The following is an 11922-nucleotide window of genomic DNA, read 5'->3' as shown; positions in this document are numbered from 1 at the left end:
GTGGCTGACACCCTCCGCCAGCGCCTCCACGACGCCCTCGCCGCCGCCCTCGGCCGATGCACAGCCTGCGACACCCTCGCCGACCGCTGCATCTGCGGACCCTTCGGCACCGCCGGCGCCCTCAACCGGCTCGTCGACGCCGCCCTCGACGTACGCGACACCGAGCTGGAGACCGCGCAGCAGGACGTTCTCACGGCCACCGTGGAGGCCGTCCACGCGGAGGCGCAGGCCGCCGAGCAGCTCGCCGCAGCCCAGGCGCGCGCCGAGCGGGCCGAGGCCGCCAACGCCCGCGCTCGCGCCCGCCTCGATGAGCTGATCGAGATGGGGTTCGGCGCGACCACGGACACCCTCCGAACGCTCCGCGCCTCCCTGGGCAGGGAGCCGTGATGCGCCTCTTTCACCGTCACCACTGGGTCACCATCGACGCCGTCGGCCGCGTCCTCACCCAACGCTGCGACATCTGCCACAGAACCCGCGTCCGGATCGCGTCATGACCCCCGACGAGGCGGCATGGGTCCGCGAACACGCCTGGACCGAGCGGATGCGCCACGTCGAAACCACCGCATGGCCCGGCCACTACACCCAATGCGCATGCCAACGCCTCGACTGCCACCCCTGCACCCACAACCAGCACAACCGATGCACGCGCGGCCCCCGCCAATCGCGCGAGGGGATGATCGCCGACCGGACCGGCGTCCACCCCGCATGCTTCGCCCAGCCGTACCAGCACGTCACCATCGACGGCCCACCGCGGCCGACACCAGTCGCCCAGGTGTGGCTCGCGGACCGCGTATGCCGCTGGTCATGCCCCTGCCCCTGCGGCCGGCCCACCGCACCCAAGCCCGCTACGTACGAGCTCGTCCCGCTCTTCGACCTCGCCACCACCTGACCACCCTCTCGGAGCTGCCCCGTGACCAACGTCGTCGAGACCCTCGACTGGCTCATCGCCTACTGGCCCGACTTGCTGGACGCGAGGCTGCCCATGGCCACACCACGCCCCTGGCAGCAGAGCGAGGTGTCCGCCACCATGCGCGCCGAGCGTGACGCACAGGCCCGCGTGGAGCGGATCGAGCGCAGCACCTTCGGCCTCGGCCAATCACCCGCCCCCGTCGACGTCAGCGTCCTCCAGACCACCCTCGACGTCCTCGTACGCGCCGACGACCTCGCCGACGAACTCACCGAATGGTCCGTCTGCCCGCCGCCGGCCCCGCCCGCGCTCGGCGAACTGGACGCCCGGCCGTACCTCCACGCCATCCGCGGCGTGCTGCTGGCCGAGGAGGACGACCTCGACGAGCCTGGCCCGTGGGCAGCGCTCGCCGAACCCACGCTGACCCGCATGTACGAGCAGGTCGCCCGCTGCCTGGCCATGCTGTACACCGGCCAGACCGTGCGTGTGGTGTGCCCGTGGTGCGGAGGCGTCGACGTCGAGCACCCGGCCGGCGGCGCCTGGACATGGCGCGTCGTCGAGCTGCCCGGCGGACAGATCGCCATCGTGTGCATGGGCGTGTGCGAGCCTCCGCTACGCGACGTGGGCACATGGTGGGGTGGTCAGCCGTGCTGGCCGATCGCCCGTTGGGAGTGGCTGGCAAAGCACGTGCACGCCGCTGACCGGGGTGGAAGGATCGCTTCATGAGCTACGAAGGCCCCGCAATCATCATTGGCGAAGGCACGGAGATCGAGGCTGAGATCGAGCTACGCGCCAACCTGTCTGAGCCTCTGAAGTCCTGGGGAGGCTCCGGAACGGCGAGCCTCGCTGGGCCTCCGCCCCTGCTGCTGGACCAGGTCACGATCCGCCTGCCGAACGGCCGCGAGGGCACAGCGCGCGTCGATATGAGCTGGGGCACCGGCGACACTCATACACGCGTGGAGATTCACGGTTCTGGGATGCCGCCGTTCGACGTCTGACCTGGCTTGACACCACCCCTGTGGATAACCCATGATCGAGGCGTCTCCGGCATGCCCGAAGACATGACGAGCCCCGCCACCGCGCGGGGCTTTCGCACGTCCAGGGGGTGAACGATGCCCAACCCCCCGCCCCTCACCGACACCGAACGCCAGCAGATCCGCGACCTCCACCACCAAGGCCTCGGCTGCAACGCCATCGCACGAGAGCTCGGCCGCGACCGATCCACCATCAGCCGCGCCGCCGCCGACATGGGCATCACCTTCGACCGCAAGCAGACCCGGCAGGCCACCGCCGCCCGCGCCGCCGACAACGCCGCCACCCGCGCCCAGCTCGCCTCCGACCTCCTCGCCGACGCCGTACGACTCCGCAAGCAACTCTGGGAGCCGTGCACGATCCACTCCTTCGGCGGCCGGGACAACAGCTACAACTGCATGGACGTCGACGAGCCGCCGTTCCGGGACAAGCGCGACATCATGGGCACGGCAGGCATGGCCATTGACAAGGCGCTCCGCCTCACGGACTACGACGCCAACAGCGGCGCGTCCGAAGCCCGCAGCATGCTCTCCGCGATCGCCGAAGCGCTGGAAGTCGCCGCCCAGCACCTGCCGGACGACGAGGCGTGAACCTCGACGCCCTCGGCCGCGTACTCTCCCCCAAGCAGCTCCGTTCGATCGTGGGCGCGCTGGCCACGCCCCAGATCGCCCTGTGGGCCGGCGCGGTCTCCTCGGGCAAGACCATCGCCAGCCTGCTCGCGTTCCTCATCGCGGTCATCCGCGCACCCGACCACGGGCTGATCGTCATCGTCGGCCGCACCCTGCAGACGATCGAGCGCAACATCATCGACCCCCTCCAGTCCTCGACCCTCTTCGGGTTCCTGGCCGGGCAGATCCACCACACCAAGGGCTCCACCACCGCGGTCATCCTCGGCCGCACCGTCCACCTCGTCGGCGCCTCCGACGCCAAGGCCGAGGGCAGGATCCGCGGCGCCACCATCGCCCTTGCCTACGTCGACGAGGCGACGCTGGTGCCTCAGGGCTTCTGGATGATGCTGCTGTCCCGCCTGCGCGTACCCGGCGCGAAGCTGCTGGCCACGACGAACCCGGACGGGCCGGCGCACTGGCTCCGCACCGACTTCCTCCTGCGCGGCGCCTCGGTCGGTGTGAGGAGCTGGCACTTCACCCTCCGCGACAACCCGTCGTTGGAGCAGTCGTACATTGACCTGCTGATGGCCCAGTACGTCGGCCTGTGGCGGCGCCGGTTCATCGAGGGCGAATGGTGTCTGGCGGCCGGGGCGATCTACGACATGTGGGACCCAGCCCAGCACGTCGTGCGCGAGGTGCCGCCCATCACCCGGTGGATCAGTGCGGCGGCCGACTACGGGACGACGAACCCGTTCCATGCCGGGCGCCTGGGCCTGGGCGCCGATCAGCGACTGTATCTCACGCACGAGTGGCGCTATGACTCCAAGCGCGAGTATCGGCAGCTCACGGACGTCGAGTACAGCGCGCGGTTCCGCGACTTCCTCGATCGGACGGGCGGCCGGCCGCCGTACACCGTCATCGACCCGAGCGCGGCCAGCTTCCGGACACAGCTCCACGAGGACGGGCTGACGTCGACGTCCGGGGACAACGAGGTCGTGCCGGGCATCATGACCGTGGCCTCGCTGCTGGCCACGGACCGGCTGAAGATCGCAGGGTCCTGCCCGGAGATCGCCAACGAGTTCCCGGGCTACTCCTGGGACGAGGACAAGGCCGAGCAGGGCGATGACGTGCCGGTGAAGGTCGCCGATCACGGGCTGGACATGATCCGGTACGGCATCCACACGACGCGGGCGATCTGGCGGCACCAGCTGCGCGCGCCCGTGATCCCTCAGGCCGCGTGAGCGCTGCTCTACTTGTGAGTACCTTGCGGGAACATCTCGTTCCCGCAACCCAGAAAATCAAGATCAAACCGAGCCCTGGAGCACCCTCATGTCTCCCGACATCTTCAACCGTTTCACCTTCCACCCCGCCAAGACGCCCGAGAGGGCCAAGCAGCACGACGACATCCGCGACGCCTGCCGCGCCCTTGCCTCGGTGCTCGACTACGTCCTCCCGCCGGGCCGCGAAAAGGCGTGCGCGATCACCAAGCTGGAGGAGGCCATGTTCTGGGCCAACGCTGCCGTCGCGCGCCAGGGCGACCCGGCGTGACTCCGGAACAGGCGGCCGAGCGCGCTGCCGAGATCGGCATCTACCGCGAGCGCGCCCACCTCATCGCCCACCTCGCCACCCAATACCCGGCCTACTTCGCCTACAGCGACCCGGACGAGCCCGACTGGCCCGTCATCTACATCACCACCCCGCAGGGCCAGCTGTCCTGGCACATCGCGCCCGACGACCTCGACCTCTTCCCGCACGTCCCCAAGCTGGGCGTCGACGAGGCCCCACTCTGGGATGGGCACACGACGGCGGAGAAGTACGAGCGTCTGGCCGCGGTGGTGTGCGGTTGGACACCACCCGGCGTCCGCAGAGTCGTGCGCCTCATCCTCGAACCCACCACCGACGGCTGGTCAGCCTCGTCCCCCGACGTCACCCGCATAGCCGACTCCGCGCCCACTCTGGACGAGCTGAAGTCCAAGGTGAACGCCCGGCTTGACGAATGGCTCGCCTGAAAGGAGCGCCCTCATGCCGCTGCCGAGCGGCGGCGTCTGGCCGCCCCGACACCTCCAACCCATCTACAGCCACTACAGCCTCCTCGACACGTGGTATCGCGGCGTGCCCGAGGAACTGGCCGCGATGTACGGCGGCCAGCAGCCAGCCAACAGGCCGTCCCAGCTGCGTGGCGGTCTGGTCGGCTGGGCGGCGCGCATGTTCTGGGGCCAGCCCACGCCGCAGGGCGAGAAGCTGACCAAGCTGCACATCCCGGTCGCGTCGGATATCGCCACCATGAGCGCGGACCTGATGTTCAGCGAGCCGCCGTCGATCACGTGCGAGAACGAGCAGACCCAGGCCCACCTCGACGACATGCTCCCCCAACTCCAAGCCACCCTCCTGGAGGGCGCCGAGGTCGGGGCCGCGCTCGGCGGCTACTACCTGCGCGCGGTGTGGGACCCGGATGTCGCGCCCGCGCCGTGGCTGTCTGCGGTGCACGCTGACGCTGCCGTACCGGAGTGGCGGTTCGGCCGGCTGCACGCGTGCACGTTCTGGCGGATTCTGGAGTCCGACGACACCACCTGCTGGTGGCACCTGGAGCACCACCAGCCGGGCAGCATCCAGCACGCCCTCTTCAAGGGCGCGCCGGGCCAGCTGGGCGACCAGATGCCACTCACCGCCCACCCCGAGACGGAGAAGCTCAAGCCCGTCGTCACCACCGGCATCGACCGATGCACCGCCATCTACATCCCCAACATGAGGCCCAACCGGACGTGGCGGAACTACCCCGCCGGCGCCAACCTCGGCCGCAGCGACTTCGACGGCCCGGTGCTCGGCCTCATGGACGCCCTCGATGAAACCTGGACCAGCTGGATGCGAGACATCCGCCTCGCGAAGGCCCGGCTGATCGTGCCCTCGTCGTACCTGGAGAACGCCGGTCGAGGGAAGGGCTCCTACTTCGACCTCGATCGCGAGCTGTACGAAGCGGTGAACCCGCTCGTCAACAGCGAACGCCTGGAAATCTCGCCGCAGCAGTTCGCGATCCGGTTCGAGGAGCACCGCGAAACTCAGGCCGAGCAGCTGGCCGCGATCCTGCGCGCCACCGGCTACAGCTCGCAGAGCTTCGGCCTGGGCGACGACGGGGTGGCGATCACGGCGACCGAGGTGTCCGCGAAGGAGCGCAGGTCGCTCACCACGCGGGCGAAGAAGGGCCTCTACACCCTCCCGGCTCTGGGCGACGGCCTGGAGATGCTCCTCCAGCTCACCGCCGAGCAGTTCCCCGGTCTGGGCGTCGTCCCGGAGCGGCCGACCATCGTGCTCGCCGACTCCGTCAGCCCGGACATGCTGCAGCTGGCGCAGGTCGCCGAACTGTGGCGGCGCGCCGAAGCCGCGAGCGACGAGACCCTCGTCCAGATGTTGCATCCGGACTGGGACGACAAGCAGGTGAAGGACGAGGTCAAGCTCATCGGGGACGCGCGGCCGGACCCGCTCGCCGACCTCAGCGCGTTCGGGCAGCCGCCCGGGGTCGAGCCCGGTGAGGAAGGGCAGGACGGGCCGCCCGGCCGCGAGGAATGATGACGGTATGAGCTACGTCGGCCCGGCCATCCTCACCACCTCGCTTCAGAAGATCGACATCGACATCGCACTGGCCACCGATGAGGAACCCCTCCCGAATGGGGGTGTGATCCGGTCCTGGACGGCCGAGTTCACCACCACCGCCTCGCCCGTACCGCTCGCCGGGGAGTGCGCGATCGTGTTGCCGGATGGCCGCCAGGGGCGCGCAGTAATCACGGGATGGCAGGCCGATTCCGGAAGTGCCCACGTGGGCTTGCTGTCCGGGCAGGGTCCGCTCTCCGCTCATCCGGAGCACCGCGAGGAGTGGCGTCCCGCACAGTAGGAGATCGGCGGTGGTTTCGTGGCCGCCCCCACCGTTGACGACCTCGTCACCACGCTGCTCGATCTGTACACCGGGGTCGAGCGCAGGCTGGCCCGCGACATCGCCACCTCGCTGCGCGCGGATATCGACTCCCCGGACTGGGCGCAGGCCAAGCTGCGCGAGCTGACCGCGCTGCGCAGGCGGATCGAGGTCATCCTCGCCAAGCTCGGCCAGGACTCCGACGATCGAGTACGGCAGGCCATCGCGCTCGCGGCACAGCGCGGCGGCCAGCAGGCGCTCCGTGAGCTCCAGATCCAGGCCGACGCGCCGCTGCCCGACCTGGCCAGCGCGCTGGAGGCGCTCCCCGGGATCGGCGCCCTCATCAGGCTCGCACGGGAACTGGCGCTCACCCTCCGCTCGACGCACACCCAGATCCTCCGCTGGAGCCTCGACGTCTACCGCGAGGTGATCGCCCGCGCCGCGCTGCCGGACGTGCTCGTAGGGGTGCAGACCCGACGACAGGCCGCACAGCACGCCTGGGAAAGCTTCCTCGACAAGGGGATCACCGGGTTCACTGACACCGCGGGCCGCCGCTGGGAGCTCGCCTCCTACGTCGAGATGGCCGTGCGCACCGGCACCCACCAGGCCATGCGACAGGGCCACATGGACCGCCTGGTCGATGCCGGTGAGGACCTCGTTATCGTCAGCGACTCGCCACGCGAGTGCGAGCTCTGCAGGCCCTGGGAGCGGCGTGTCCTCTCCCTGTCCGGGCAGACCGGCCGGGTGCTGCGCGAGGACGAGATCGTCGACGACCGCATCATCGCCGTGAACGTCGTCCCCATCGCGGTCGCGCGCGCGGCCGGGCTCTTCCACCCGAACTGCACGCACTCCACGAGCCTCTACCTGCCCGGCGTCACGCGGGTGGACAACGCGGTCCACGACCCGGACGGCTACGAGGCCAAGCAGAGGCAGAGGGCGATCGAACGCCACATCCGGAAGTGGAAGCGCCGCTCCGCGGGCGCCCTCGACCCACTCGCCAAGCGCCGCGCTGACACAAAGGTCCGCGAGTGGCAGACCGCGCTGCGCGCCCACATCGACGAGCACGGCCTCAAGCGGCTCCGCTACCGCGAGCAGATCGGCCGCGCCCGCTAAAGCTCCGCCCTGGCGAGACGCCACGGCGGCACCGAGCACCAGGACGTGAGGTCCCGGCGCCCATCTGAAGGAGAACAGCCGCATGGCTGACGACGACACCACGACCGACGACACCACCCAGGACGACACGACGACCGGCGGCGGGACGTCCCAGTCGAACGACGACCTGGCTGGTCTGAAGTCGGCGCTCGCCGCCGAACGCGAGCAGCGCAAGACCCTGGAGAAGCAGGCCAAGGCCAACTCCAAGGCGGCCGAGGAGCTGGAGAAGCTCAAGGCCGCAGCCATGAGCGACCAGGAGAAGGCCGTCGCCGCGGCCAAGGCCGAAGGCGCGACGGAGGCGTCCAAGACGTTCGGCGCCAAGCTCGCGGCAACCGCGTTCCGGGCCGCGCTGGCCGAGGCCGGGCTCAAGCTCGGCGACGCCGCCGACCTGATCGACACCACGAAGTTCGTCACCGACGACGGCGACGTCGACGAGTCCGCGATCAAGAAGGCCGTGGATCGGCTGGCCAAGCTCGCCCCCAAGACCCCGCCCAGCTCGGGCGGTGATTTCGGCGGCGGCAACGGCTCCGCCGGCACCAGCGAGCGGCCGAAGAACCTACGCGAGGCATACGCCCGCACAAACAAGTAACCACCATCACGGAGTGTGAGTAATGGCCATCACCCTGGCGGACGCCATGCGCAACGCCAGCAGCGACGTCGATTACGCAGTGATCGACGAAACCCGGCGTACGTCGTGGCTGCTGGACCAGATCACGTTCGACGACACCGCGAACCCCACCGGTGGTGGCACGCTCGCCTACACCTACAGCCGCCTCACCCAGACCCGCGGCGGCGCCTTCCGCGCCTACAACACCGAGTACACGCCCGCGCAGGCCGGCCGCGTCCAGATCAGCAGCTCGCTCTACCCGTTCGGCGGCGCCTACAACCTGGACCGCGTCCTGGCCCACCTCGGCCAGGCCCGCACCGACGAGATGGCCTTCCAGACGTCGGAGCTGATCAAGGGCTGCCGTGTCACCTTCGCCGACCAGCTCGTCAACGGCGACCACGCCAGCAACGCGCTCGGGTTCGACGGCCTCGACGTCGCCCTCACCGGCTCGGTGACGGAGCACTTCCAGAACACGTCCACCTACTACGTGGACTGGTCCGCGGCCACCGTCGACACTGCCGAGAAGTCCATCACCGTCTCCGACCAGCTCGACGAGTTCTTGTCGTTGATGAACGACCAGCCGACCGCGCTGCTCGGCAACCGGGTCCTCATGACCCGCATCAAGGCCATCGCCAAGCGCGCAGGCCTCTACACGAAGGAGTCCGACGACCTCGGCCGCGTCATCGAGCGGTACGGCAACGCCGTCCTCGTCGACCTCGGCACGAAGAACGACGACTTCACCGGCAACAGCTACATCGTGCCGATCGAGACTCGGGACCCGGACGGCGGTGGAGGCGGCGGCAACATCACCAACCTGACCGACCTGTACGCGGTCCGGTTCGGGATGGACGCTCTGCACGGCGCCAGCGTGGCGGGCCGTCAGCTGATGCGGACCTGGGACCCGGACTGGGACACGGCCGGCGCGGTCAAGACGGGCGAACTCGAAATGGGTCCGGCGACGCTGGTGCTCAAGCACGCCCGCTCGTGCGGCGTCTTCCGCAACATCAAGGTCAAGTAGGAGGCCACCGTGAGGTACTTCGAGATCCACAGCCCGCGGCCGGACTTCACCGGCCGCGTCGGCGCCATCTCCTTCGCCGACGGCGTCGCCCGCGTGTCCTTCGACGACGCCCGCGACGAGTCCGGCGAGTGCGAGGCCGACTATCCGATGGTGCAGACCGGCCGGTCCGCCGTCCTGTTCGCTCAGCGTCGTCCTGGCTACCAGGTGGTCGAGGTGGACGCGTCCGGCCAGCCGCTGCCCGACCCAGCAGAGAAGCCGAAGTCGCGGCGAGCCCCGGCCAAGCAGACCCCCAAGGAGCCCGAGCAGAAGCAGGGCGACGACACCAAGAAGGAGGGCGAGTAGTCGTGACTGTGCTCGGCCGCTACTACGAGGGCGTCATCGCCGACGCCGCCGCGCTCGACCTGCCGTTCAACGCCCTCCCCGGACAGGACCAGTCCGCGTTCGTGCGTTCCAACATCCCCGCCTGGGCGTGCACGTCCGACCTGGCCGCGACCTCGTCGGGGGTGGCGATCGGCACCCGCATCTGGCTCCGCAAGGGCGACCTGATCACGAACATCGCGTTCGTCGCGGGCAACACCGCGGAGAACACCCCGACGCACAGGGCGCACGCCCTGTATGACCCGGACGGGGCGCTGCTCGCGCAAACCGCGGACACCCTCACCGCGGCGTGGGCGGTCAACACCGCCAAGAAGCTCGCCCTGGCCACGCCGCAGGTCATCAAGAAGGACGGCTTCTACATCGTCGCCACCACCACCACGGCGACCACCACCGTGAACACGCTGATCGGGTGCGCTCCGATCGTCACCGCAGCGGCTGCGGTCGGCGGTAAGTCGCCCGGATTCACCTTCGGCAGCGGGCTGGACGGCGTGTTCCCGGCAACCACCGGCAGCCAGACGGCCGTGGCCAAGTGCCCGATCGCGATCGTGAGCTAGGAGGACGGCGACATGGCACGGACTGCTCTCACCGCCACCAAGCTCACCGAGGCCGGCATCGACCCCGAGGCCGTCGACACCGCGGCCGAGCTGACCGACGGCAACTCGTTCCAGTGGGCGCCGCACCGGCTCTTCGTGGTCCTCAACGGCGACGACGCCGCGCTGACTCCCACGTTCGTCAACCCGAGCGTCGTGGGGCCGTCCTCGCTGGCCGTTGCCGACCTGCCGGGGAACGCGGTCGCCGCGGGCAAGTGGCGGCCGTACGGCCCGTTCGACGCGTCGTACCGGCAGCCGGACGGGTCGGTGTGGGTCAACTACGCCGGGACGACCCCGACCAACGTGACGGTCGCCGTCTTCGACGCCTGATGAGCCCGCGGGCGGGCGATGGCTGAGGGTGCTGCGACCCGCCCGCGACCACCTGGGAGGTGCCCATGGCGTATGCGACCAGCAGCGACTACCAGACGTACACCGGGCAGACGCCGCCCGAGGGTATCGCCCTCCTGCTGACCCGGGCCTCGCGTGAGGTGGACACCGTGCTCCTCAGCAGCGTCTATCCCGTCGACGAGGATGGCCTGCCGACCGAGGCCGCGCACATTACCGCCGTCATGGAGGCGACGTGCGAGCAGGTGGCCGCGTGGGTGGAGGAGGGCGAGACGGGCACCGGCACGTCAGGCAAATGGGACGACGTACGGATCGGCTCGGTACAACTCGCCAGCCGGGGGCGCGGCTCACAGGCCGGGGCGGGCGGTGGAGGCTCGGCCGCCGCCCGCCTCGCACCACAAGCGTGGGAGGTCCTGCAACTGGCCGGCCTGACTGGCCACTCGCCGCGCACGAACCGCTGCGCCGGGGTGGCGGATGGGTAGCATCCCGGCCTGGCTCCTCCGCCACACCGTCGAGGTCGAGCCGCACGAGGGCGAAGGCCCCTTCGGCCCCGAGTACGGCAACGCGGTCACGGTGAAGTGCTTCGTCGACGACAAGCTCCAGAAGATCCTCGACAACACCGGCGAGGAGATCGTGGCCCGCACCGTCATCTACATGCCCCTCGACACCACGTGCCCGGTCGGCTCCCGCGTCACCGTCAACGGCCGCAAGGCGCAGGTCCTCGCCGCGCTCCGCCGGGACGGTGGCGGTCTCCCGACGCCGGATCATCTGGAGGTGGCACTCCAATGACGCGCGCCCGACTCAAGCTCAACACCAAGCAGATCCGCGCACGCCAGCGTGCGGGCGCGGTGCGCGGCCTACACAAGGCCGTCAACCACCTCCACGAACGTTCAACAGCGGTGGCGCCAATCGAGGAGACCACGCTGATCAACAGCGCGGTCGCCAGCGTCGACGAGGGCGCACTCCGCGCCGCGGTGAGCTACGACACCGTCTACGCGGTCCGCCAGCATGAGGAGCTGACCTGGCGGCATGACCCGGGGCGGCAGGCCAAGTATCTGGAGGGCCCGCTCGTCGAGGAGTCCGCGATGATGCTGGAACTGATCCGCGCCCAGATCCGGCGGTCGCTCCGTTAACTCCGTTGGGCCGCGTCGAGCAGGGCGCGCACGTCAGCCACAACGTGCTGCAGGAACGTGGCCACTGCGTCCGCCTCGGCCGCATCTGCTGTTTCCACGTCGCCCACGGGCTGAAAGTCGGCCGGCACCAGCGCCGGGCCGATCTGCCAGAAGTCGCCGTAGCGCTCCTCCAGGAACAGCTTCTTCACGTTGTCCCAGTCGAGGCCTTCAACGGCCTCCAGACGGTGCGCGATCTCGCTCAGGTCCAT

Annotated in this window: 20 protein-coding genes; 19 read left to right on the top strand and 1 reads right to left on the bottom strand. The window is 69.8% G+C overall.

The window, feature by feature from the left end; genetic code table 11:
* The 19 genes from ACIBKY_RS52165 to ACIBKY_RS52075 form a co-directional block, all read left to right on the top strand.
* On the top strand, positions 1-387 hold a 387-nt coding region (locus ACIBKY_RS52165; RefSeq protein ID WP_397109662.1), incomplete at its 5' end, for a hypothetical protein.
* 103 nt (positions 388-490) lie between these two features.
* The gene (locus ACIBKY_RS52160; RefSeq protein ID WP_397109660.1) at positions 491-889 is read left to right on the top strand and encodes a DUF6248 family natural product biosynthesis protein; all 399 of its coding nucleotides are present in this window, start codon (positions 491-493) and stop codon (positions 887-889) included.
* Between the two features lie 21 nt (positions 890-910).
* Positions 911-1633, top strand: coding sequence for a hypothetical protein (locus ACIBKY_RS52155; protein ID WP_397109658.1), 723 nt, complete (start codon positions 911-913; stop codon positions 1631-1633).
* Entirely contained in the window at positions 1630-1905 is a 276-nt protein-coding gene (locus ACIBKY_RS52150; protein ID WP_397109657.1) for a DUF4873 domain-containing protein, read from the top strand. The genes ACIBKY_RS52155 and ACIBKY_RS52150 overlap by 4 nt, the downstream gene beginning before the upstream one ends.
* 114 nt (positions 1906-2019) lie before the next feature.
* On the top strand, positions 2020-2529 hold the full coding sequence (locus ACIBKY_RS52145) for a helix-turn-helix domain-containing protein (RefSeq protein ID WP_397109655.1): 510 nt from the start codon (positions 2020-2022) through the stop codon (positions 2527-2529).
* On the top strand, positions 2526-3788 hold the full coding sequence (locus tag ACIBKY_RS52140; protein ID WP_397109653.1) for a PBSX family phage terminase large subunit: 1263 nt from the start codon (positions 2526-2528) through the stop codon (positions 3786-3788). Before ACIBKY_RS52145 ends, ACIBKY_RS52140 begins: the two co-directional genes overlap by 4 nt.
* Positions 3789-3876: 88 nt before the next feature.
* The gene (locus ACIBKY_RS52135; protein ID WP_397109651.1) at positions 3877-4095 is read left to right on the top strand and encodes a hypothetical protein; all 219 of its coding nucleotides are present in this window, start codon (positions 3877-3879) and stop codon (positions 4093-4095) included.
* Positions 4092-4556 (top strand): hypothetical protein, encoded by a 465-nt coding sequence (locus ACIBKY_RS52130; RefSeq protein WP_397109649.1) that lies wholly within the window; start codon positions 4092-4094, stop codon positions 4554-4556. Before ACIBKY_RS52135 ends, ACIBKY_RS52130 begins: the two co-directional genes overlap by 4 nt.
* 13 nt (positions 4557-4569) lie before the next feature.
* On the top strand, positions 4570-6111 hold the full coding sequence (locus ACIBKY_RS52125; protein WP_397109647.1) for a hypothetical protein: 1542 nt from the start codon (positions 4570-4572) through the stop codon (positions 6109-6111).
* 7 nt (positions 6112-6118) lie between these two features.
* Positions 6119-6433 carry a hypothetical protein gene (locus ACIBKY_RS52120; RefSeq protein ID WP_397109645.1) on the top strand — a complete coding sequence of 105 codons (315 nt, stop codon included), beginning with the start codon at positions 6119-6121 and terminating at the stop codon, positions 6431-6433.
* An 18-nt stretch (positions 6434-6451) separates the two neighbouring features.
* Entirely contained in the window at positions 6452-7564 is a 1113-nt protein-coding gene (locus tag ACIBKY_RS52115; RefSeq protein WP_397109643.1) for a phage minor capsid protein, read from the top strand.
* An 82-nt stretch (positions 7565-7646) separates the two neighbouring features.
* Positions 7647-8192, top strand: coding sequence for a hypothetical protein (locus ACIBKY_RS52110; protein WP_397109641.1), 546 nt, complete (start codon positions 7647-7649; stop codon positions 8190-8192).
* Positions 8193-8214: 22 nt separating this feature from the next.
* Positions 8215-9228 (top strand): major capsid protein, encoded by a 1014-nt coding sequence (locus ACIBKY_RS52105; protein WP_397109639.1) that lies wholly within the window; start codon positions 8215-8217, stop codon positions 9226-9228.
* 9 nt (positions 9229-9237) lie between these two features.
* Positions 9238-9570, top strand: a complete 333-nt coding sequence (locus ACIBKY_RS52100) for a hypothetical protein (RefSeq protein ID WP_397109637.1) — start codon at positions 9238-9240, stop codon at positions 9568-9570.
* A gap of 2 nt (positions 9571-9572) precedes the next feature.
* A complete protein-coding gene (locus ACIBKY_RS52095) occupies positions 9573-10160 on the top strand; it encodes a hypothetical protein (protein WP_397109635.1) in 588 nt (195 codons plus the stop codon).
* Positions 10161-10172: 12 nt separating this feature from the next.
* Entirely contained in the window at positions 10173-10526 is a 354-nt protein-coding gene (locus ACIBKY_RS52090; protein WP_397109633.1) for a hypothetical protein, read from the top strand.
* A 65-nt stretch (positions 10527-10591) separates the two neighbouring features.
* Positions 10592-11023: a hypothetical protein gene (locus ACIBKY_RS52085; RefSeq protein WP_397109631.1), complete on the top strand. Its 432-nt coding sequence runs from the start codon at positions 10592-10594 to the stop codon at positions 11021-11023.
* The gene (locus ACIBKY_RS52080) at positions 11016-11330 is read left to right on the top strand and encodes a hypothetical protein (protein WP_397109629.1); all 315 of its coding nucleotides are present in this window, start codon (positions 11016-11018) and stop codon (positions 11328-11330) included. Before ACIBKY_RS52085 ends, ACIBKY_RS52080 begins: the two co-directional genes overlap by 8 nt.
* On the top strand, positions 11327-11674 hold the full coding sequence (locus ACIBKY_RS52075; RefSeq protein WP_397109627.1) for a hypothetical protein: 348 nt from the start codon (positions 11327-11329) through the stop codon (positions 11672-11674). Before ACIBKY_RS52080 ends, ACIBKY_RS52075 begins: the two co-directional genes overlap by 4 nt.
* On the opposite strand, the gene ACIBKY_RS52070 is transcribed toward ACIBKY_RS52075, so the two are convergent.
* A complete protein-coding gene (locus ACIBKY_RS52070; protein WP_397109625.1) occupies positions 11671-11922 on the bottom strand; it encodes a hypothetical protein in 252 nt (83 codons plus the stop codon). The two genes, ACIBKY_RS52075 and ACIBKY_RS52070, sit on opposite strands and share 4 nt — an antisense overlap.

It is taken from the genome of Nonomuraea sp. NPDC050394 (genome assembly GCF_044459065.1).
Classification (GTDB): Bacteria; Actinomycetota; Actinomycetes; order Streptosporangiales; family Streptosporangiaceae; genus Nonomuraea.
The sequence above is the reverse complement of the archived record's forward strand: the minus strand, read 5'-3'. Positions and strand labels throughout refer to the sequence as shown.

Bases quoted from the DNA above. Each gene is read 5' to 3' on its own strand.
- ACIBKY_RS52160 (WP_397109660.1), top strand. From the start codon at position 491: ATGACCCCCGACGAGGCGGCATGGGTCCGCGAACACGCCTGGACCGAG.
- ACIBKY_RS52150 (WP_397109657.1), top strand. From the start codon at position 1,630: ATGAGCTACGAAGGCCCCGCAATCATCATTGGCGAAGGCACGGAGATC.
- ACIBKY_RS52145 (WP_397109655.1), top strand. From the start codon at position 2,020: ATGCCCAACCCCCCGCCCCTCACCGACACCGAACGCCAGCAGATCCGC.
- ACIBKY_RS52135 (WP_397109651.1), top strand. From the start codon at position 3,877: ATGTCTCCCGACATCTTCAACCGTTTCACCTTCCACCCCGCCAAGACG.
- ACIBKY_RS52125 (WP_397109647.1), top strand. From the start codon at position 4,570: ATGCCGCTGCCGAGCGGCGGCGTCTGGCCGCCCCGACACCTCCAACCC.
- ACIBKY_RS52120 (WP_397109645.1), top strand. From the start codon at position 6,119: ATGAGCTACGTCGGCCCGGCCATCCTCACCACCTCGCTTCAGAAGATC.
- ACIBKY_RS52110 (WP_397109641.1), top strand. From the start codon at position 7,647: ATGGCTGACGACGACACCACGACCGACGACACCACCCAGGACGACACG.
- ACIBKY_RS52105 (WP_397109639.1), top strand. From the start codon at position 8,215: ATGGCCATCACCCTGGCGGACGCCATGCGCAACGCCAGCAGCGACGTC.
- ACIBKY_RS52090 (WP_397109633.1), top strand. From the start codon at position 10,173: ATGGCACGGACTGCTCTCACCGCCACCAAGCTCACCGAGGCCGGCATC.
- ACIBKY_RS52085 (WP_397109631.1), top strand. From the start codon at position 10,592: ATGGCGTATGCGACCAGCAGCGACTACCAGACGTACACCGGGCAGACG.
- ACIBKY_RS52080 (WP_397109629.1), top strand. From the start codon at position 11,016: ATGGGTAGCATCCCGGCCTGGCTCCTCCGCCACACCGTCGAGGTCGAG.
- ACIBKY_RS52075 (WP_397109627.1), top strand. From the start codon at position 11,327: ATGACGCGCGCCCGACTCAAGCTCAACACCAAGCAGATCCGCGCACGC.
- ACIBKY_RS52070 (WP_397109625.1), bottom strand. From the start codon at position 11,922: ATGGACCTGAGCGAGATCGCGCACCGTCTGGAGGCCGTTGAAGGCCTC.